15 protein-coding genes are annotated in these 20,000 nt (G+C 70.1%); 6 read left to right on the top strand and 9 right to left on the bottom strand.

Annotation, left to right across the window (positions count from 1 at the left end):
- Nucleotides 1-302: 302 nt before the first annotated feature.
- A complete protein-coding gene (locus ACZ60E_RS23035; protein ID WP_469442716.1) occupies nt 303-2,693 on the top strand; it encodes a M4 family metallopeptidase in 2,391 nt (796 codons plus the stop codon).
- A 58-nt stretch (nt 2,694-2,751) separates the two neighbouring features.
- Here ACZ60E_RS23035 and ACZ60E_RS23040 read toward each other — a convergent pair whose 3' ends face one another.
- The 5 genes from ACZ60E_RS23040 to ACZ60E_RS23060 all read right to left on the bottom strand — a co-directional run bounded on the left by ACZ60E_RS23040 (nt 2,752) and on the right by ACZ60E_RS23060 (nt 8,699).
- The gene (locus ACZ60E_RS23040; protein ID WP_469442718.1) at nt 2,752-3,597 is read right to left on the bottom strand and encodes a carbohydrate ABC transporter permease; all 846 of its coding nucleotides are present in this window, start codon (nt 3,595-3,597) and stop codon (nt 2,752-2,754) included.
- 1 nt (nt 3,598) lies between these two features.
- A complete protein-coding gene (locus ACZ60E_RS23045; protein ID WP_469442750.1) occupies nt 3,599-4,492 on the bottom strand; it encodes a carbohydrate ABC transporter permease in 894 nt (297 codons plus the stop codon).
- 70 nt (nt 4,493-4,562) lie between these two features.
- A complete protein-coding gene (locus ACZ60E_RS23050) occupies nt 4,563-5,930 on the bottom strand; it encodes an extracellular solute-binding protein (RefSeq protein ID WP_384813538.1) in 1,368 nt (455 codons plus the stop codon).
- A 211-nt stretch (nt 5,931-6,141) separates the two neighbouring features.
- Nucleotides 6,142-6,834 (bottom strand): response regulator, encoded by a 693-nt coding sequence (locus ACZ60E_RS23055; RefSeq protein WP_384813539.1) that lies wholly within the window; start codon nt 6,832-6,834, stop codon nt 6,142-6,144.
- Entirely contained in the window at nt 6,831-8,699 is a 1,869-nt protein-coding gene (locus ACZ60E_RS23060) for a sensor histidine kinase (RefSeq protein ID WP_469442720.1), read from the bottom strand. The genes ACZ60E_RS23055 and ACZ60E_RS23060 overlap by 4 nt, the downstream gene beginning before the upstream one ends.
- Before the next feature lie 144 nt (nt 8,700-8,843).
- Between ACZ60E_RS23060 and ACZ60E_RS23065 the strand changes: the two genes are divergently transcribed.
- Complete coding sequence (locus ACZ60E_RS23065; protein ID WP_384813543.1) at nt 8,844-10,238, top strand: cation:dicarboxylate symporter family transporter; 1,395 nt, start codon at nt 8,844-8,846, stop codon at nt 10,236-10,238.
- Nucleotides 10,239-10,566: 328 nt separating this feature from the next.
- On the opposite strand, the gene ACZ60E_RS23070 is transcribed toward ACZ60E_RS23065, so the two are convergent.
- Nucleotides 10,567-11,478, bottom strand: a complete 912-nt coding sequence (locus tag ACZ60E_RS23070) for an NAD-dependent epimerase/dehydratase family protein (RefSeq protein ID WP_469442721.1) — start codon at nt 11,476-11,478, stop codon at nt 10,567-10,569.
- A 119-nt stretch (nt 11,479-11,597) separates the two neighbouring features.
- On the opposite strand from ACZ60E_RS23070, the gene ACZ60E_RS23075 reads away from it, so the two are divergent.
- From ACZ60E_RS23075 to ACZ60E_RS23090, 4 genes are all read left to right on the top strand, one after another.
- Nucleotides 11,598-12,119 (top strand): Lrp/AsnC family transcriptional regulator, encoded by a 522-nt coding sequence (locus tag ACZ60E_RS23075; RefSeq protein ID WP_469442722.1) that lies wholly within the window; start codon nt 11,598-11,600, stop codon nt 12,117-12,119.
- 73 nt (nt 12,120-12,192) lie between these two features.
- A complete protein-coding gene (locus ACZ60E_RS23080) occupies nt 12,193-12,621 on the top strand; it encodes a MerR family transcriptional regulator (protein WP_384816608.1) in 429 nt (142 codons plus the stop codon).
- The gene (gene trxA / locus ACZ60E_RS23085; protein ID WP_453795096.1) at nt 12,618-12,950 is read left to right on the top strand and encodes a thioredoxin; all 333 of its coding nucleotides are present in this window, start codon (nt 12,618-12,620) and stop codon (nt 12,948-12,950) included. The genes ACZ60E_RS23080 and trxA overlap by 4 nt, the downstream gene beginning before the upstream one ends.
- Before the next feature lie 137 nt (nt 12,951-13,087).
- Nucleotides 13,088-15,409, top strand: a complete 2,322-nt coding sequence (locus ACZ60E_RS23090) for a HelD family protein (RefSeq protein WP_469442751.1) — start codon at nt 13,088-13,090, stop codon at nt 15,407-15,409.
- A 165-nt stretch (nt 15,410-15,574) separates the two neighbouring features.
- Here the strand turns inward: ACZ60E_RS23090 and glgB are convergent, their stop codons facing one another.
- From glgB to ACZ60E_RS23105, 3 genes are all read right to left on the bottom strand, one after another.
- The gene (glgB, locus tag ACZ60E_RS23095) at nt 15,575-17,851 is read right to left on the bottom strand and encodes a 1,4-alpha-glucan branching enzyme (RefSeq protein WP_469442753.1); all 2,277 of its coding nucleotides are present in this window, start codon (nt 17,849-17,851) and stop codon (nt 15,575-15,577) included.
- Between the two features lie 235 nt (nt 17,852-18,086).
- Nucleotides 18,087-19,541: a maltokinase N-terminal cap-like domain-containing protein gene (locus ACZ60E_RS23100; protein ID WP_469442724.1), complete on the bottom strand. Its 1,455-nt coding sequence runs from the start codon at nt 19,539-19,541 to the stop codon at nt 18,087-18,089.
- A gap of 106 nt (nt 19,542-19,647) precedes the next feature.
- Nucleotides 19,648-20,000: alpha-glucosidase C-terminal domain-containing protein (locus tag ACZ60E_RS23105; protein WP_469442726.1), on the bottom strand; the 353-nt coding region annotated here is incomplete at its 5' end.

Below are 20,000 nucleotides of genomic sequence, written 5' to 3' on the forward strand. Positions count from 1 at the left end.
GCGAGCGGTCGGGGCTGCCCCGAGGGTGGTGCCTGTGGGCCGAACGACGTCGTACAGGAGTCGTACAGCGACCGCACAGGGGTCACACAGGGCTACAGAGGGATAACCCTAGGATCATCTGCCGGGGACTGACATGTATAGGTCAACGGTGCCATCCTTCCCCCAGCCACGGCCCGGTTTCCCCCACAGCCTGCCCGCGGTGACGGTCCCGCACCCCCTGCTCAGCTCGTCCCGGGCAGCACATCCCGTCTGTCCGGGCTGTCACCGGCCGCCGATCCGCGGCCGTCGCAGTAGGAGTACGAGTGAGACGAATCCCCCGCCAGGCGGCCGCAGCCGGAGCCCTGGTGGCCACCGCAGCCCTCCTCGCCGTCGGCGTACAGACGGTCCCCGCAGCCGCCGAGCCCGCCGCCCCCCACCCGAGCCCCGTGCGCAGCGGGGGCCTCACGGCCGAACTGACCCCGGCCCAGCACACCGCGCTGATCAGGAGCGCGGCGAAGAAGACCGGCACGACGGCCGACTCCCTGGGCCTCGGCGCCAAGGAGAAGCTGCTCGTCAAGGACGTCGTCAAGGACAACGACGGCACGCTCCACACCCGCTACGAGCGCACCTACGCCGGGCTCCCCGTCCTCGGCGGCGACCTCGTCGTGCACACCCCGCCCGCCTCCGTGGCCAAGGGAACGGTGAGCACCACCTTCGCCGGGAAGCGCACCCTCAAGGTCTCCTCCACCACCGCGACCTACACCAAGGCGGCGGCCGAGACCAAGGCCCTCAAGGCGGCCAGGGCGCTCGACGCCCGGAAGCCCACCGCCGACAGCGCCCGCAAGGTCATCTGGGCGGGCGACGGCACCCCGAAGCTCGCCTGGGAGACCGTCGTCGGCGGCCTCCAGGACGACGGCACCCCCAGCAGGCTGCACGTCATCACCGACGCGAGCACGGGGGCGAAGCTCCACGAGTTCCAGGACGTCAAGACCGGCACCGGCAACAGCCAGTACAGCGGCACGGTCACGCTGAACACCACGCTGTCCGGTTCGACGTACCAGCTGTACGACACCACCCGCGGCGGCCACAAGACGTACTCGCTCAACAACGGCACCTCGGGCACCGGCACCCTGATGACCGACGCGGACGACGTGTGGGGCACCGGGTCGGGCTCCAACACCCAGACCGCCGGCGTGGACGCCGCCTACGGCGCCCAGACGACCTGGGACTTCTACAAGAACACGTTCGGGCGCAGCGGCATCAAGAACGACGGTGTCGCCGCCTACTCCCGCGTCCACTACAGCTCGGCGTACGTCAACGCCTTCTGGGACGACGACTGCTTCTGCATGACGTACGGCGACGGCACCAGCAGCACCCACGCGCTGACCTCGCTCGACGTGGCCGGCCACGAGATGAGCCACGGCGTCACCTCCAACACCGCGAACCTCAACTACACCGGTGAGTCCGGCGGGTTGAACGAGGCGACCTCCGACATCTTCGGCACCGGCGTCGAGTTCTACGCCGCCAACTCCAACGACGTCGGCGACTACCTCATCGGCGAAGAGATCGACATCAACGGCGACGGCTCCCCGCTGCGCTACATGGACGAGCCCGACAAGGACGGCGGCTCCTCCGACAGCTGGTACTCCGGCATCGGCAACCTCGACGTCCACTACTCCTCGGGCCCCGCGAACCACATGTTCTACCTGCTCTCCGAGGGCAGCGGCAGCAAGGTCATCAACGGCGTCTCCTACAACAGCCCGACCTCCGACGGTGTCGCCGTCGCGGGCATCGGCCGCGCCGCCGCCCTGCAGATCTGGTACAAGGCGCTGACGACGTACATGACGTCGACGACGAACTACGCGGGCGCCCGCACCGCCGCCCTGAACGCCGCGACCTCGCTGTACGGGGCCAGTTCGACCCAGTACGCGGGCGTCGCGAACGCCTTCGCCGGGATCAACGTGGGCAGCCACGTCACCCCGCCGACCGGCGGCGTCACCGTCACCAACCCGGGCAGCCAGTCCTCCGTCGTCGGCACCGCGGTCAGCCTGCAGATCTCGGCCAGCAGCACCAACAGCGGCTCGCTGTCCTACGCCGCCACCGGCCTGCCCACCGGCCTGTCGATCAGCAGCTCCGGCGCGATCACCGGGACCCCGACCGCGGCCGGGACCTACAGCACCACGGTCACCGTCACCGACAGCACCGGCGCGACCGGCACGGCGTCCTTCACCTGGACCGTCAGTTCCACCGGCGGCGGCACCTGCACCTCGGCGCAGCTGCTCGGCAACGCGGGCTTCGAGTCGGGCAACACCACCTGGACCGCGACCAGCGGTGTCATCACCAGCGACACCGACCAGGCGGCCCACGGCGGCTCGTACAAGGCGTGGCTCGACGGGTACGGGTCCACGCACACCGACACGCTGTCCCAGTCGGTGACCATCCCCGCCGGCTGCAAGGCCAGCTTCACCTTCTGGCTGCACATCGACACCGCGGAGACGTCCACGAGCACCGCCTACGACAAGCTCACCGTCACCGCGGGCTCGACCACCCTGGCCACCTACTCCAACCTCAACAAGGCCACGGGGTACGTCCAGAAGACCTTCGACCTGTCCTCCTACGCGGGCTCCACCGTCGCCCTGAAGTTCAGCGGCGTGGAGGACACCTCACTGCAGACCAGCTTCGTCGTCGACGACACGGCCGTCACGACCAGCTGACCCCCCGGTAGATCCGGTAGATCCGGTACGGGTCCGGTACGAGTCCTGGGCGGGGCGGTCATCCCTTGACCGCCCCGCCCAGCGCGAACCCCCCGCCCAGCCTCCGCGCCACCAGCACGTACAGCAGGATCACCGGCGTCGAGTAGATGATGGAGAACGCGGCCAGCTGTCCGTAGACCACCGTGCCGCGGTTGCCGAAGAAGTCGTTGATGCTCACCGACGCCGGCATCTGCTCCGGCGAGAGCAGCAGCATGAAGGGGACGAAGAAGTTCCCCCACATGGCCACGAACGAGAAGACGGTCACCACCGCGATCCCCGGGCCCATCAGCGGCAGCACGACCCGCAGCAGCGACTGGAACGACGAGGCCCCGTCCGTCCAGGCCGCCTCCTCCAGCTCCTTCGGCACGCCGTCCATGAAGTTCTTCATCAGCCAGATGGCGAACGGCAGTTGGGACGCGGTGAAGAAGAAGATCGTGCCCTGCATGGTGTCGATCAGGTTCACCTGCACGAACAGCGCGTACACCGGAACCATGATCGCCGTGATCGGCAGACTCGTCGCGAAGATGATCGTGAGGAGGAACGGGCGGTTCAGCCGGGACCGGAACCGCGAGAGCGGATACGCGGCCAGCGCGGCGCAGACCACCGTCAGCAGCGTCGCGAAGCCGCACAGGATCAGGCTGTTGAGCATCGGCGTGTAGGTGATGTCCGGCTTCAGGACCGCGTCGAAGTTGTCGAGCGTGACCCCGTCCGGCAGTTTCACCTTCAGCCCGGCGTGCGGGTCCAGGGCGGACAGGACCACCCAGGCCAGCGGCAGCACGAAGGCCGCCGCGACGAACAGGAGGCTCGCGTCGGCCGCGTAACGGCGGTTGGCCCGCCGGGAGTTGAGAGTCGTACGCGCGGCCATCTCAGACCTCCGTCCGCAGCAGGCGCATATAGACCAGGGAGAAGAGCGAGCCGACCACCAGCAGGAGGAGGGCGACGGCGGTCCCGTAGCCGATCATGCTCTTCTGGAAGGCCTGCTCGTACATGAAGAGCGGCAGGGTCTGGCTGCGGTTTCCCGGGCCGCCCCTCGTCATCACCCAGATCAGCCCGAACACCGACAGGGTCTGGAGGGTGTTGAGCATCAGGTTCGTGCCGATCGACCGGCGGATCATCGGCAGCGTGATGTGCCACATCCGGCGCCAGCCGCCCGCGCCGTCCACCTCCGCCGCCTCGGTGATCTCCTTGGGGATCTCGTTCAGGGCGGCCGAGTAGACCAGCATCGAGAAGGCCGTGCCGCGCCACACGTTCGCGAACGACACCGCCAGGATCGGCAGCGTGAACAGCCAGTTCTGGGACGGCAGATGCAGCCAGTCGAGGATCGCGTTGAGCGTGCCCTCGCGGCGGAAGAAGGCGTACAGGAGGAAGCCGGCCACGACCTCGGGGAGCACCCAGGCCGTGACGACGATCCCGCCGGTGAGCGTACGGACCGGCTTCGACGCGCGCTGCATCAGCGCGGCCAGGGCCAGGCCCAGCGTGTTCTGGCCGACGATCGAGCTGAGGAACGTGAAGACGAGCGTCAGCCATACGGCGTTGAGGAACGCGTCGTCCTTGAAGGCCGTACGGAAGTTGTCGAACCCGGTGAAGGACGACTCTGCCTGGCCGGTGAGCTGCAGATCGGTGAAGGCGATGTAGGCGCAGTACGCGATCGGCCCGGCCAGGAACAGGACGAGGATGACGAGGGCGGGGGTGACGGGGAGGGCCCGGGTGAGGGTGCGAAGCCGCGGAGCGCGGGTGCTCCCGCCCTCCTTGACGACCACCGTGCGCTCACCGGGACCGGCCCCCCGCTGACTTACGACCACACTGTGCTCACTTCTCGCCGTGCTGCGCTCACTTCTTGATGACCTGGTTGTCCGTGACCGACTTCAGTTCCTCGTCGTAGCCCTTGGCCGCCTCCGCGACCGAGCTGTCGCCCGTCGTCACGCCCTCCATCGCCTCCTGGATGGCCGTGGAGACCTTCGGGTACGCGGGGTAGGCCGGGCGGTAGTGCGTGTTCGCCACCAGACCGGTGAAGAAGTCGATGCCGGGCTGCGCCTTCACGTACGCCGGGTCCTCGGCCACGTCCGTGCGCACCGCGATACCGGAGTTGGCGATGTACCACTTCTGGGCGTTCGCCTTCGTCTGCATGGTCTTGATGAACTCGAAGGCCAGGTCGGGGTTGGCCGCCTTGCTCGGCACGGCCCAGGTCCAGCCGCCCGACATGCTCACCTTGCCGGGCGACTGGCCGGCCTGCGTGGGCATGTAGGCGAGGCCCAGCTTCTTCGACCACTCCGGCCACTCGTGGCCGCTGCCCTTCAGCCAGTCCTGCGGGAGCCAGGAGCCGTCGAGGTTGATGCCGAGCTTGCCCTCGGGGAGGAGTTCACCGCGGACACTGGTCGCGAAGTTCGGGTCGAGGGCGTCCGAGACGTCCGGGCCCAGCTTCTCCTTGAAGACCGTCTCGACGAACTGCAGCGAGTCCTTGAACCCCTGGCTGCCGGTGATCCACTTCTTGGACGCCGTGTCGTACAGCGGGCTCTCGGTGGCGCCGGTGGCCGTCCCGTACAGGAGCATCTCGAAGCCCTGCATGGTGGCCGCCTCGCCCGCGGGCTTGCCCGTGTACACGTTCATGGGCGTGACGTCCGGGACCTTCTCCTTGATCGTGCGGGCCGCGTCGAGGATGTCGTCCCAGGTCTTCGGCTGCCAGTCGGCGGGCAGGCCCGCCTTCGCGAAGATGCCCTTGTCGAACCAGAGGCCCCGGGTGTCCGTGCCGTCCGGGACGCCGTACGTCTTCCCGTCCTCCGCCTGCGCCGCCGACTTCGCCGTGTCGATGAACTGGCCCCAGTCGTCCCACTTGTCGAGGTACGGGTCCAGGGGCTTGAGGTAGCCGCTCGTGATGTCGGAGTTGATGAGGAAGGTGTCCTCGTAGACCAGGTCGGGCGCGGTCTTGGGGGAGCGGAGCATCTGCTGGAGCTTCGTGTAGTACTCCGAGTCCGGGGCCTTGATCGGGACGAGCTTGACCTCCTTGCCCGGGTTGGCCTTCTCGAACTCCGTCTTGATGTCCGCGAGATACGTGTCCATGACACGTACGGAGTTGTCCGTCGACTGTTTGTAGGAGATCTCCACGGTGTCCGGATCGCTGCCGGAGCCGCTGCCGCAGGCGGTGAGTGCGGAGGCGGCGAGCAGGGTCGCGAGAAGGAACGGAGTGGGGGTGGGACGCACGGGTACGACCTCCTGCCGGCCGACGTCTTTGTGGCCGTTGTTCGATGGCCCGAACGTAAGAGGAGCGGTCGCGTCAGGTCAATGACCTTGCGCGACTGCTCCGTTACGGTCGTGTCTCATCGCGTCCATTCGTGCCCGGTCGCGGCCCGTAGATGTCCCGTAGCTCCGTGTAGTCCCGCATATGGCCCAATTGTTCGATCCCCTGAACCGGTTACCCCTTCACCCACCGGTACTGCAGCTCGGGCCGGCCCACCTGTCCGTACTGCGGGCTCCGCCCGGCGCGTCCCGCGTCCACCAGATGCTCCAGATACCGGCGGGCCGTGATCCGCGAGATGCCCACGGCCTCCGCGACGCCCGTCGCGGTCAGCCCCTCCGCGTGGTCGCGCAGCGCGCGCGTGACCTTCTCCAGGGTGGGCGCGCTCAGCCCCTTCGGCAGGGCGGCAGGACCCGGCGCCCGGAGCGTGGCGAGGGCCCGGTCGACCTCGTCCTGACCGCTGGCCTCGCCGGCGGCGGCGTGGAACTCGGCGTAGCGGATGAGCCGGTCGCGGAGGGTGGCGAAGGTGAACGGCTTCAGTACGTACTGCACGACCCCGAGTGACACGCCCTCCCGTACGACCGTGAGGTCGCGCGCGGACGTCACCGCGATCACGTCCGCGTGGTAGCCGGCGGCGCGCAGCGAACGGGCCAGTTGCAGGCCGTGCACGTCCGGGAGGTGGAGGTCGAGGAGGAGGAGGTCCACGGGTGTGCGGTCCAGCGCGCGTCTCGCCTCCGCGCCGGTGTGGGCCTTGCCGACGGCGACGAATCCGGGCACGCGGCCCACGTACAGGACGTGCGCGTCCGCGGCGACGGGGTCGTCCTCGACTACCAGGACGCGGATGTCCTGGCCGGGGGAGGGCGTGCTCATGGGGTGCCTCCGTGTTGCGTGGGCGCGGGGTGGGGCTCTGCCCCTGGCCCCGACCCGGCCTCGGGTTCGACTTCCGGGTGCGGGTCGGTGGGGGCTGGTCGCGCCGTTCCTCGCGCCCCTTCAGGGCGGAGGGGCGCGGCGTTGGTTTTGAGGTGCGGGTCGGTGGGGGTTGGTCGCGCCGTTCCTCGCGCCCCTTTGGGGCGGAGGGGGGTGGCGTCGGGTTCTGGGTGTGGCGTTTCTCGTGGCCCTTCCGGGGGCTGGGGTGGTAGGGGGAGGCGGGCCTCGAAGGATGCGCCGCCTCCTGGGGCCTGCGTCACCGTCAGGGTGCCGTCGTGGCGGGACACCGCCTGGCGGACCAGGGCCAGGCCCAGCCCGCGTCCGCCGGGGCCCGACGGCTTCGTGGACCAGCCGCGCTGGAAGACCTCCTCCGCGTGGGCCGGATCCACCCCCGCCCCGGTGTCGGTGACCCGCAGGACGAGGCCCGTCGTGTCCGCGAGCGCGGTGACGGTGACCCGGGCGCCCACCGAGCCCTGCGCCGCGTCCACGGCGTTGTCGATCAGGTTGCCCAGGACCGTCACCAGGTCACGGGCGGTGAGGGAGGCCGGGAGCAGACCGTCGTCGATGCTGCTGTCCTCGGAGACGACCAGTTCCACACCGCGCTCGTTCGCCTGGGCCGTCTTGCCCAGCAGCAGCGCGGCGAGCACCGGCTCGCTGACCGCCGCCACGACCTGGTCGGTCAGGGCCTGCGCCAGCTCCAGCTCGGCCGTGGCGAAGTCGACCGCCTCCTCGGCCCGCCCCAGCTCGATCAGCGAGACGACGGTGTGGAGCCGGTTCGCCGCCTCGTGGGCCTGCGAGCGCAACGCCGTCGTGAAGCCCCGCTCGGAGTCCAGCTCACCCATCAGGGACTGCAGCTCGGTGACATCGCGCAGGGTCACGACCGTGCCCCGGCGCTCACCGCCCGACACCGGCGAGGTGTTCATGACGAGCACCCGCGACTCCGTGAGATACACCTCGTCCACCCGCGGCTCGCCCGACAGCAGCGCCCCCGTCAGCGGAGCGGGCAGTTCCAGCTCCGCCACCGAGTGGCCCACCACGTCACCGCCCACCCCCAGCAGCTCACGCCCGCCGTCGTTGATCAACGCCACCCGGTACTGCCCGTCCAGCATCAGCAGCCCCTCGCGCACCGCGTGCAGCGCGGCCTCGTGGTAGTCGTGCATCCGGCTCAGCTCGGCCGCGTTCATCCCGTGGGTGGAGCGCCGCAGCCGGGCGTTTATGACGTACGTACCGATGGCGCCCAGCGCCAGCGCCGCGGCGGCCACCCCGAACAAGGCCTTGACCTGGCCCTCGACCCGCGCGCTGATCTCGTCGACCTTGATCCCCGCACTGACCAGACCGACGATCCTGTCGTCGTCGCCCACCCCGTCACGGATCGGCGTGACCGCCCGCACGGACTCGCCGAGCGTCCCCGTGTACGTCTCGGTGAAGGACTGGCCCAGCAGCGCACGGTCCGTGTGCCCCAGGAAGTGCTTGCCGATCAGCTCCTCGTTGGGGTGGGTCCAGCGGATGCCCTCGGGGTTCATGATCGTGACGAAGTCGACCTGCGCGTGCCGCTGCACCGCCAGCGCGTACGGCTGGAGCGTCGCCGTCGGGTCCTCCGTACGGACGGCCTCCCGTACCGAAGGGGAGTCCGCGACCGAACGGGCCACCCCCATGGCCTGGCGGCCCGCCGCGTCCTCCGCCTGGCTGCGGTCGCTGATGTACGTGAAGAGCGCGCAGCCCGCGACCACGACGGCGACGAGCACGGCCTGCATGGCGAAGAGCTGCCCGGCCAGGCTGCGAGGACGTGGGGCTCGGGGGAGGCGCATGGCAACAGTGTGCCCGCCAGGAAATGTGTGAACGAAATGAACGGAAGGGTGACCGCCCTCACACGCCGGGAGATAGTCACCGACAACCCCCGGACGTGAGCCGCACGCCGGATGATGCCGACGACGTCGTCAAGGAGGGCAGCCGTGACCAGCACACCCGATACGGCACCTGCCGCTCCCGCAGCCAAGCGGGACCGCACGCACTATCTGTACATCGCGGTGATCATCGCCGTGGCCGCCGGTATCGCGGTGGGTCTGATCGCCCCCGATTTCGCGGTGAAGCTGAAGCCGATCGGTACCGGCTTCGTGAACCTGATCAAGATGATGATCTCGCCGATCATCTTCTGCACGATCGTCCTGGGCATCGGCTCGGTGCGCAAGGCCGCCAAGGTCGGCGCGGTCGGCGGCATCGCGCTCGGCTACTTCGTGGTCATGTCGTTCGTCGCGCTCGCCATCGGCCTGGTCGTCGGCAACATCCTGGAGCCCGGGACGGGCCTCGCGGTGACCGACGCGATCAAGGACGCCGGCCAGGGACAGGTCGTCGAGGCCAAGAACACCGAGGAGTTCCTGCTCGGGATCATTCCCACGACGATCGTCTCCGCGTTCACCGGCGGCGAGGTCCTGCAGACCCTGCTCGTCGCCCTGCTCACCGGCTTCGCGCTGCAGGCCATGGGCTCCTCCGGCGCGCCGATCCTGCGCGGCATCGAGCACATCCAGCGCCTGGTCTTCCGCATCCTCGCCATGGTGATGTGGGCGGCGCCCATCGGCGCGTTCGGCGCGATCGCGGCGGTCACCGGCTCGGCGGGTGTGGACGCCCTCAAGAGCCTCGCCGTCCTGATGCTCGGCTTCTACGTCACCTGTTTCCTCTTCGTCTTCATCGTGCTCGGCACGCTGCTGCGGGTGGTCGCGGGCCTCAACATCTTCCTGCTGCTCAAGTACCTGGGCCGGGAGTTCCTGCTCATCCTCTCCACCTCCTCCTCCGAGTCCGCGCTGCCGCGGCTCATCGCGAAGATGGAGCACCTGGGGGTCAGCAAGCCGGTGGTCGGCATCACCGTTCCGACCGGCTACTCCTTCAACCTCGACGGCACCATGATCTACATGACCATGGCCTCGCTGTTCATCGCCGACGCCATGGGTACGCCGATGGCGATCAGCGAGCAGATCCCGCTGCTCCTCTTCCTGCTGGTCGCCTCCAAGGGCGCGGCGGGAGTCACCGGCGCGGGCCTGGCCACCCTGGCGGGCGGTCTCTCCTCCCACAAGCCGGCGCTGGTGGACGGCATCGGCCTGATCGTCGGCATCGACCGCTTCATGAGCGAGGCGCGCGCCCTGACGAACTTCGCGGGCAACGCGGTGGCGACGGTCCTCATCGGTACGTGGACCAAGGAGATCGACCGGCCCCGGGTGGACGAGGTGCTCGCGGGGCGGATTCCGTTCGACGAGACGACGTTGCTGGACGACGGCCACGGGGGTCCTGCGGACGGCTCCGCCGTTGTGCCGGATCAGCCTGAGGCGGGCGACAAGGAGCTGGCGAAGGCGTAGCGCTCCGCTGCCCGCACCAAGCCATTCCCTTCCCCGGCCGTCGGCGGCCCGCCCAGGTACCCCCCACCTGGCCGGCCGCCGGCGGCTTTTGGTCGCGACGGAGGGGTGCGGCTATGTGTACGGGTGCGGGCCCGGTGGGGGCTGGTCGCGCAGTTCCCCGCGCCCCTGAAGACAAAAGACTGCGCCGTTCCCCGCGCCCCTGATGGGGCGCAGCCCCGCTTTTAGGGGCGCGGGGAACTGCGCGGGTGACCCCCACGCAGCCGCACGATGCACACGACCCGCGGCCCCCGGCCCCTCACGCCCCCACCGGCCCGCAGGCGCAGGGCGGTCAGTGGAGGGTTTCGGTCACGGCGTGGGGCAGCCAGGTTCGGACTTCGCCGAAGGTGAACCCGAGGCGTGTGGCGCGCGCGTTGTCCATCCCGTACGCACGTGAGAAGGACAGCGGCGAGAACGGCCCGCTCTCCGAAACCCGCAGCACCACCTCCCCACCACTCACCCCCGCCCCCACCACCGCACACAACTCCTCCGTCCCCAACACCCCGTGCGACGCCGCATTCACCGGCCCGGTGAACCCCTGCCCCACGACCCACACGAGGAATTCGGCGATCTCGTCGACGTGGATGTACGTGGCGGGACGATCCACCGCGGGCACGACGACCGGCTCCCCGGAGCGGATCCGCTCCACGTAGTGCGCGAGCCGCCCCGTGAAGTCGTCGCCCCCGCCCAGCACATGGGCCACCCGCACGGCCACATACGGAAACGCGGTGTCCGCCGACCCCGTCGACCTCGTCGCGAAAACCGCCTCCGCCTGCCGCTTTCCCTCGCCGTAGTGCGCGTCGCGGAACTCCGCGTCGCCCCACGGCAGCCCGAGGTCGACGCGGACCGTACGCGGGTCCACCGCGTCCTCGCCCACGAGCCCCGCCGAGTCCTCGTGCTCGTACACCTCGACCGTGGACGTCATGACGTACCGCCCGGTGCGTCCCGCGAAGACCCGGCGGGCGATCGCCGCCTGGACGGGCGTGTAGCAGACCTGGTCGACGACGACGTCGAAGGTGCGGGAGCCGAGCGCCCGCTCCAGCGACTCCTCGTCGTCGCGGTCGGCGACCAGCTGGACCGCCCCGGCGGGCGGCGCCGCCGAACCGCGATTGACGACGGTGACCCTGTCCCCGGCGGAAAGCAGCCGGTCGATCAGCCGCTTGCCGAAATACCGGTTGCCGCCTATGACACATACGTCACGCACGCTGCCCCTTTTCCCGAATGCCCGACCGGATCGGATCGATCGGATCGGATCCTCTCCGACCTGACCCGGCCCGCGGTCATAATTCTCGTGCTGTACGTGTGCGGTCTGAAGGGGGAGACATGGGAGATCCGGTCACGGCACCGAAAGAACCACGGCATTCGCGAGCCGGCGCCGTCGAAACGTCGGTGGGCTTCGACGCCCTGGACCGGCAGATCCTGGAGCTGCTGCAGAGCGACGGCCGGATCAGGATCAGCGAGCTGGGCCGCCGGGTCCGGCTGTCCCCGGCGGCCGTCGCCGAACGCGTCCGGCGGCTGGAGTCGGCCGGTGCCGTCACCGGCTACGGCGCCCATGTGTCGTCGCCGCACCTCGGCTACGGCATCCAGGCCTTCATCCGGGTCGACCCGCACGGCGGCTACACCCTGAAGCACCCGAGGACACGGGAACTGCTCGCCCGCCCCGAGGTCACCGAGGCCCACCATGTCGTCGGCGAGGACTGCTGGATCCTCAAGGTCGCGGTCGAGGACACCGTCCACCTGGAGGACGTACTGGAGCAGACGTCGGCCCTGGGCCGTACGACGACGTCGATCGTCCTGTCGTCCCCGGTGGAACGCAAACCGCTCCTGCCACCCGTCACCCGCTGACCTTCCCCCGCCTGCCTCACGCCTGACCTGGTCTTCTTGCCTTGACGTGGGCGTCAAGGATTACCGTCACGGCATGCGAATCGGCGAGCTGGCGGAGCGGGCCGGGACCACCACGCGCACGCTCAGGTACTACGAGTCGCGGGGGCTGCTGCCCGCGCGGCGCGGGAGCAACGGCTACCGCGCGTACGACGAGGGCGATCTGAAGCTGCTGCGGCAGATCAGGACGCTGCAGGACTTCGGGTTCGACCTGGAGGAGACGCGGCCCTTCGTGGAGTGTCTGCGGGCCGGTCACCCGGAGGGCGACGCCTGTCCGGCCTCGCTCGCCGTGTACCGGCGCAAGCTGGGCGAGCTCGACGAGCTGATCGACGAGCTGCGGTCGGTACGCGACCAGGTCGGCGGGCAGTTGGCGCGCGCCGAGCGGGCCATGGACGAGCTGGCGTCCGAGGCGGCGGTTCCGGGCGGTCCGGAACCCGTGTGTGAACTGGGAGGGAGGACGGGGTGATCAAGGCAGTGGGTGTGGCCGAGGTGACGGACGACAGCTTCGAGGCGGAGGTGATCGGGGCGGAGCTGCCCGTGCTGGTGGAGTTCACCGCGGACTGGTGCCCGCCGTGCCGGCAGATCGCGCCGGTGCTGAGCGCGGTCGCCGCCGAGGAGGGCGACCGGCTCAAGGTGGTGCAGCTGGACGTGGACACGAACCCGGAGACCACGAACGCGTACGGGGTGCTGTCGATGCCCACGCTCATCGTGTTCCGCGGCGGCCGGCCGGTGAAGTCGATGGTGGGCGCCCGCCCCAAGCGGCGGCTCCTGGAGGAACTGGCGGACGTGCTCTGAGGGGCGCCGACGGACTCCGGCCGACGGAATAGAGAAATCCCCCGCAGGCAATTGCCTGCGGGGGATTTCTCTGCGTATATTGAATGGTTCGCGACTTGCGTAAAACAGGTCACGGAGAAGTTCACTGTGCACAGTATATCCGGCCGGGAGCGGAATTGTCAAACAGGACCTCGAACACGACCAATGGATTGCCGGACGATGAATTGCGCCGCGAGCAGGAATTCATCGACGGCCTGTACGCGCGCGTCGACGCGCTGCGCGGCGGCACCGAGGCCGCGGTGACCGACGCCCTCGCGCAGGGCAGCACCCCCATGCAGGCCCGCCTCGAACGGGACGTCCTCGTCGCCGAACGCTCCGGCCTGCTCGCCGCGCTGAACGCGGTGGACGGCTCACTCTGCTTCGGCCGAATCGACCTCTCGGACCACTCCGACCTCTCAGGCCACTCCGCCGGCCCCTCCGGTCCCACCCACCACATCGGCCGCATCGGCATCCGCGCCGACGATGCCGAACACACCCCGATCCTGATCGACTGGCGGGCCCCGGTCGCCCGCCCCTTCTACCTCGCCACCGGCCACACCCCCATGGGCCTGCGCCGCCGCCGGCACATCACCACCGAGGGACGTACCGTCACCGCGCTGCACGACGAGATCCTCGACCTGGGGGACCGGCTGCGCACGGGCCACGAGGACCCGACCGGCGACGCCGTACTGCTCTCCGCGCTCAACTCCGCGCGCACCGGCCGGATGAGCGACATCGTGCAGACCATCCAGGCCGAGCAGGACCGCATCATCCGCGCCCCGCACCGCGGCATCCTCGTGGTGGAGGGCGGCCCCGGCACCGGCAAGACGGCCGTGGCGCTGCACCGGGCGGCGTACCTCCTCTACGAACACCGGGAACTGCTCGCCAAGCGGGCCGTCCTCATCGTCGGCCCGAACCCCGCCTTCCTCGGCTACATCGGCGAGGTGCTGCCCTCGCTCGGTGAGACGGGCGTCCTGCTGGCGACCGTCGGTGAACTGTTCCCCGGCGTACGGGCGACCGCCTCCGACACCCCCGAGGCCGCCGCCGTGAAGGGCCGCGCCGACATGGCCGACGTCCTCGCCGCCGTCGTACGCGACCGGCAGGCGCTGCCCGACCCGGTGATCGCCATCGAGCACGACCGGGACATCCTGATGCTCGACGCCGGTCTCGTGGGCGTCGCCCGCGACCGCACCCGTGAGGCGCGGCTGCCGCACAACGTGGCCCGCGAACACTTCGAGGGCCACATCTTCAACACCCTCACCGACATGGTGGCCGAACGGATCGGCACGGACCCCTTCGACGGCACGAACCTGCTCGACCCCGGCGACATCACGCAGATCCGCGACGACCTCGCCGAGAACCCCGAGGTCTGGGCCGCGATCGACCAGCTGTGGCCGCGCGTCACCCCGCGGCGCCTCGTCGCGGACTTCCTCGCCGAGCCCGACGCGTACCTCACCGTGGCGGACGCGGAGGCGGTACGCCGTACGGTGACCCGGGCCTGGACGACCTCCGACGTCCCCCTCCTCGACGAGGCAGCCGAACTCCTCGGCGAGGACGACCGGATGACCCGCGCCGCCGCCGAACAGGAACGGGACCGGCAGGTCGCCTACGCACAGGGCGTGCTCGACGTCTCCTACGCGTCCAGGACGTACGAATTCGAGGACATCGACGCCGAGGACGCGGAGGTCCTGTCGGCACACGACATCATCGACGCCGAGCGGATGGCCGAGCGCCACGAGGAGGACGACCACCGCAGTGCCGCCGAACGGGCCGCGGCCGACCGGACCTGGGCGTTCGGGCACATCATCGTCGACGAGGCGCAGGAGCTGTCCCCGATGGCGTGGCGGCTGCTGATGCGGCGCAGTCCGACGCGGTCGATGACGCTGGTCGGGGACCCGGCGCAGACGGCCGAGGCGGCGGGTGTCGGCTCCTGGTCGGAGATCCTCCACCCCTATGTCGAGGACCGCTGGGAGCACACCCGTCTCGCGGTCAACTACCGGACGCCGTCCGAGATCATGGACGTCGCCGCGGCGGTACTCCGTGCGGAGCACGCGGATTTCGAGCCGCCGAGTTCCGTGCGGTCCACGGGGGTGCGGCCCTGGGCCCGCCGGACGTCCGATCTCGCCGGGGCGGTGGAGAAGGCCGTCGCCGATCTCGCTCCCGTCGAGGGGCGGCTCGCGGTGATCGCGCCGCGATCCCTGCACGGGGTGCTGGCCGCGCGGCTGGACGGGGTCGTGGCGGGGGAGTCGCCGGATCTCACCCTCGGGGTCGTGCTGCTTGATCCGCGTCAGGCCAAGGGGTTGGAGTTCGATGCGGTGTTGGTGGTGGAGCCGGGGGAATTCGGGACGAGTGACCTGTACGTGGCGCTGACCCGTGCGACCCAGTCACTGGGCATCGTCCACACGACCCCACTCCCGAAGCCCTTGGCAGAGTCCTTCTGACCTTTCCTCGCCCCCGCCGCCCCTACCCTTCCCGTCACTGTGTCCTCAAACGCCGGACGGGCTGATTTTCAGCCCGTCCGGCGTTTGAGGACCGGGGGTTCGGGGGCTGGCCCCCGAGTCGTTGACGGGAACGGGTAGGAGCGGCGGGGGCGAGGAAACCCGGGCCTACGCCGGGCGCAGCCACAGCGTCGAGAGGGGCGGCAGCGTCACGCGGATGCTGGCCGCGCGGCCGTGCCACGCCTGATCGTCCGGCTTCACGGGGTCGGCGTTGGAGACGTCACCCCCGCCGTACCGCCCCGCATCCGTGTTCAGCACCTCGTGCCACGCGGGCACATCGTCCGGCACCCCCAGCCGGTACTCGTGCCGTACGACCGGCGAGAAGTTGGAGACCGCGAGCAGCGGCACCCCGTCCGCCCCGAAGCGCAGGAACGCGAAGACGTTGTCCTCGGCGGCGTCCCCGGCGACCCACCCGAACCCGGCGGGGTCGGTGTCCAGTTCCCACAGCGCCGGCACCCGCCGGTACACCCCGTTGAGGTCGCGGACGAGATCGCGTACACCCCGGTGGTCGGCCTCGGCCCCGTACGACGGGTCGAGGAGCCACCAGTCGGGCCCGTGCGCCTCGGACCACTCGGCGCCCTGGGCGAACTCCTGGCCCATGAAGAGGAGCTGCTTGCCGGGGTGGGCCCACATGAAGCCCAGGTAGGCGCGGTGGGTGGCCCGCTGCTGCCACCAGTCGCCCGGCAGCTTCGACACCAGCGACCGCTTGCCGTGGACGACCTCGTCGTGGGAGATCGGCAGGACGTAGTTCTCGCTGTACGCGTACACCATTGAGAACGTCATCTCGTGGTGGTGGTACTTGCGGTGCACCGGCTCGTGGGAGACGTAGTCGAGCGAGTCGTGCATCCAGCCCATGTTCCACTTCAGGCCGAAGCCGAGCCCGCCGAAGCCGCCGGGCCCGATGTGGTGGGTGGCCCGGGTGACGCCGTCCCACGCGGTCGACTCCTCGGCGATCGTGACGACTCCGGGCTCGCGCCGGTAGACGGTGGCGTTCATCTCCTGGAGGAAGGCGACCGCGTCGAGGTTCTCCCGGCCGCCGTGGACGTTGGGTGTCCACTGGCCGGCCTCGCGCGAGTAGTCGAGGTAGAGCATGGAGGCGACCGCGTCGACGCGCAGTCCGTCGATGTGGAACTCCTCGCACCAGTACACGGCGTTGGCGACCAGGAAGTTGCGCACCTCGCGGCGCCCGTAGTCGAATTCGAGGGTTCCCCAGTCGGGGTGCGCGGCCCGCAGCGGGTCCTCGTGCTCGTACAGCGGCCGTCCGTCGAACTCGGCGAGCGCCCACTCGTCGCGCGGGAAGTGCGCGGGCACCCAGTCCATGATCACGCCGATGCCGGCCCGGTGCAGCGCGTCGACCAGGTACTTGAAGTCGTCGGGGGTGCCGAGCCGGGCGGTGGGCGCGTAGAAGCCGGTGACCTGGTAGCCCCAGGAGCCGCCGAAGGGGTGCTCGGCGACCGGCATCAGCTCGACGTGCGTGAAGCCGAGGTCGGAGATGTAGACGGGCAGCTGTTCGGCCAGTTGCCGGTAGGTCAGGCCCGGTCGCCAGGACGCCAGGTGGAGTTCGTAGACCGAGAAGGGGGCCTGGTGCGCGGGGCGGTCGGCCCGGCGTGCCATCCACTCCTCGTCCTGCCACTCGTGGCGCGAGGCGTGGATCACGGACGACGTGGCGGGCGGCAGTTCCGTGCGCCGTGCCATCGGGTCGGCCCGCATCGTCTTCGTCCCGTCGGGGCGGGTGATCTCGAACTTGTAGAGCTCCCCCTCCCGCACCCCGGGGGCGAACAGCTCCCACACCCCGGACGAGCCCAGCGAACGCATCGGGAACGCGGTGCCGTCCCAGAAGTTGAACGACCCCGAGATCCGTACACCGCGGGCGTTCGGCGCCCAGACCGAGAAGCGCGTGCCGGGCACGCCCTGGTGTTCCATCGGTTCCGCGCCGAGGATCGTCCACAGCTGCTCGTGGCGACCCTCCCCGAACAGGTGCAGATCGAAGTCCCCGAGCGTGGGCAGGAAGCGGTACGCGTCCTCGACGTCCTGGACCGTGCCCTCGTACTCCACCGTCAGCCGGTACTCCGGCACCTCCCGCAGCGGCAGCACGGCGGAGAAGAACCCGTCCCCGTCGTCGTGCAGTTCGGCCCGCAGTCCTTCGGCGACGACGGTCACGGCGAGCGCGTACGGCCGCAGCACCCGGAAGACCACACCGTCCTGCACGGGATGGGCCCCGAGCACGGCGTGCGGATCATGGTGTGCGCCCCCGAGCAGCCGTTCCCGGTCGGCCCGGTCCAGCACGGCCAGCGACCGCACCTCCTGGACGGGCTCCTGGGCCGGCACGGGCACGACGGGTGCGGGCTCCACGGCCTCGGCCCGTACGCCGGCCTCGGCCTGCACGACCTCGGCCTGTACGACCTCGGCCTGTGCGTCGGCCTGGATGTCGGCCCGCACCTCCTCCACAGCCGGCGTCACCTTCGCCTTGTCGGCGGCCTTGCCGGTGACCTTGGCCTTGTCGGCGGCCTTGGCCTTGGCCTTCGAGCTCTTCGGCTTCTTGGCGGGCGGGTTCGGGCGGGGCGTCACGGGCGGAGCCTCCTCGGCACAGTGAGAGGTGGAGCGGGGCGGGTCGGGGCGGTCAGGACGGTTCGGGAAGGGCCAGCCGGCGGACTGCCACCATCGGCACGGGCAGCCAGTCGGGCCGGTGCCGTGCCTCGTACACGACTTCGTAGATCGCCTTGTCGGTCTCGTACGCGCGCAGCAGCACCGGGTCCGTACGCGGATCACGGCCGCCGGCCTCGGCGTATCCGGAGCAGTACGCGGCCCGGCAGGCGTCGGCCCAGCCGGGCACGGCGGACACCTGGGTTCCCTCCGTCCGGAGCGAGTGCGCGGCGTAGTCGAAGGAGCGGAGCATGCCGGCCACGTCCCGTGCGGTCGGCTGGGGCAGGCGCCGCTCGGCGAGCGGCTTGGAGGGCTCGCCCTCGAAGTCGATCAGCGACCAGCTGCCGGACGGCGACCGCAGACACTGGCCCAGATGCAGGTCCCCGTGGATCCGCTGGGCCGTCCATGTCTGCCCCTCGCCCGCCAGATCGGCGAGCGCGTCGAACGCGGACCGCAGACCGGGCGCGTACGGCAGCAGCGAGGGCACGGTCTGGACGGCCGCCGTCAGCCGCTCGGTCATGCCCTCCACCAGCAGTTCCATCTGCGCGCGTCCCATGGTCACCTCGGGCAGCGCACGGGCCAGCGCGGTGTGCACCTCAGCCGTGGCCCGGCCGAGGGCCCGCGCCGCCTCGCCGAAGTCCTCACCCTTGGCCAGTTCGCGCAGGGACAGGTCCCAGCCGTCCGAGGCGCCCTGGAGAAAGGGCTGCAGGACACCCAGGACGTACGGGTCACCGGGCGGGCCCGTGGCCGGGCCGGGGGAGTCGGCGGTCAGATCCGCGAGCATCCAGCCGGCCGGTGCCGGCACCCGTGCGCAGCCCTCGCGGGCCAGCGCCAGCGGCAGCTCCAGATCGGGGTTGATCCCGGGCACGATCCGGCGCAGGAGCTTCAGGATGAACGTATCTCCATAGACGAGAGAAGAGTTCGACTGCTCGGCGGTCACCAGGCGCGGCACCAGATCGCCCCGGATCTCCTGCGCCATGTCCCGCTCGAAACGCAGCTCACCGATCTGCGCCCGTTCCCGCAGGGCCTCCAGGAGGACATCGGCGGGCCGCGGGTCGTGCAGGGCCTCGTACACGGTCAGCCCGGCCAGTGGCCCCTGCGTCGGATGGCCGATCAGCGCGGGTGCCAGCCGTGGCGGCAGTGTCTCGCGCACGCCGAGCAGCAGCTGGTAGCAGTCGGCCGGATACGCGGGCGCGCTCTGCGTGGGCACGAGCGGCTGATGGGCCCGTACGAGCAGATGGAGCAGGCCCAGTCGGGAGTTCAGTGGCAGCACCTCGGTCGCCGAGACCAGGGAGAACCCGGTGACGGGACGGCCTTTTCCCGCGAACCACCGCTGCCGTGGAAGCCACTCGCGAAGCAGTGGGTCGAGGGACGCGAGAAGGCCGGGGCTCGTCGAAGCGGAGGGCACTGAGTGGGTGACGGCTTCGGACATGGCGTCGCGTCCTTTCCCCGGAGTCGGGGTGTTACTACTGCGTGCCCAGGGCGGGGCGGGGGAAACCGCCCCGCCGTCCGTTGTACCTGCCCGTCGGGGCTCGGTCCTAGAGGGCGTCCTTGCGGAGGCGGAACCAGTAGAAGCCGTGGCCGGCGAGGGTGAGGAGGTAGGGGAGTTCGCCGATGGCGGGGAAGCGGACGCCGCCGATGAGTTCGACGGGGTGGCGTCCGTTGAAGGTCTGGAGGTCGAGTTCGGTGGGCTGGGCGAAGCGGGAGAAGTTGTGGACGCACAGCACGAGGTCGTCCTTGTATTCGCGCAGGAAGGCGATGACGGCGGGGTTGGAGGAGGGGAGTTCGGTGTAGGTGCCGAGGCCGAAGGCGGGGTTCTGTTTGCGGATCTCGATCATGCGGCGGGTCCAGTGGAGCAGGCTGGAGGGGTTGCTCATGGACGCTTCGACGT

Source organism: Streptomyces sp. NPDC102514 (assembly GCF_055584525.1).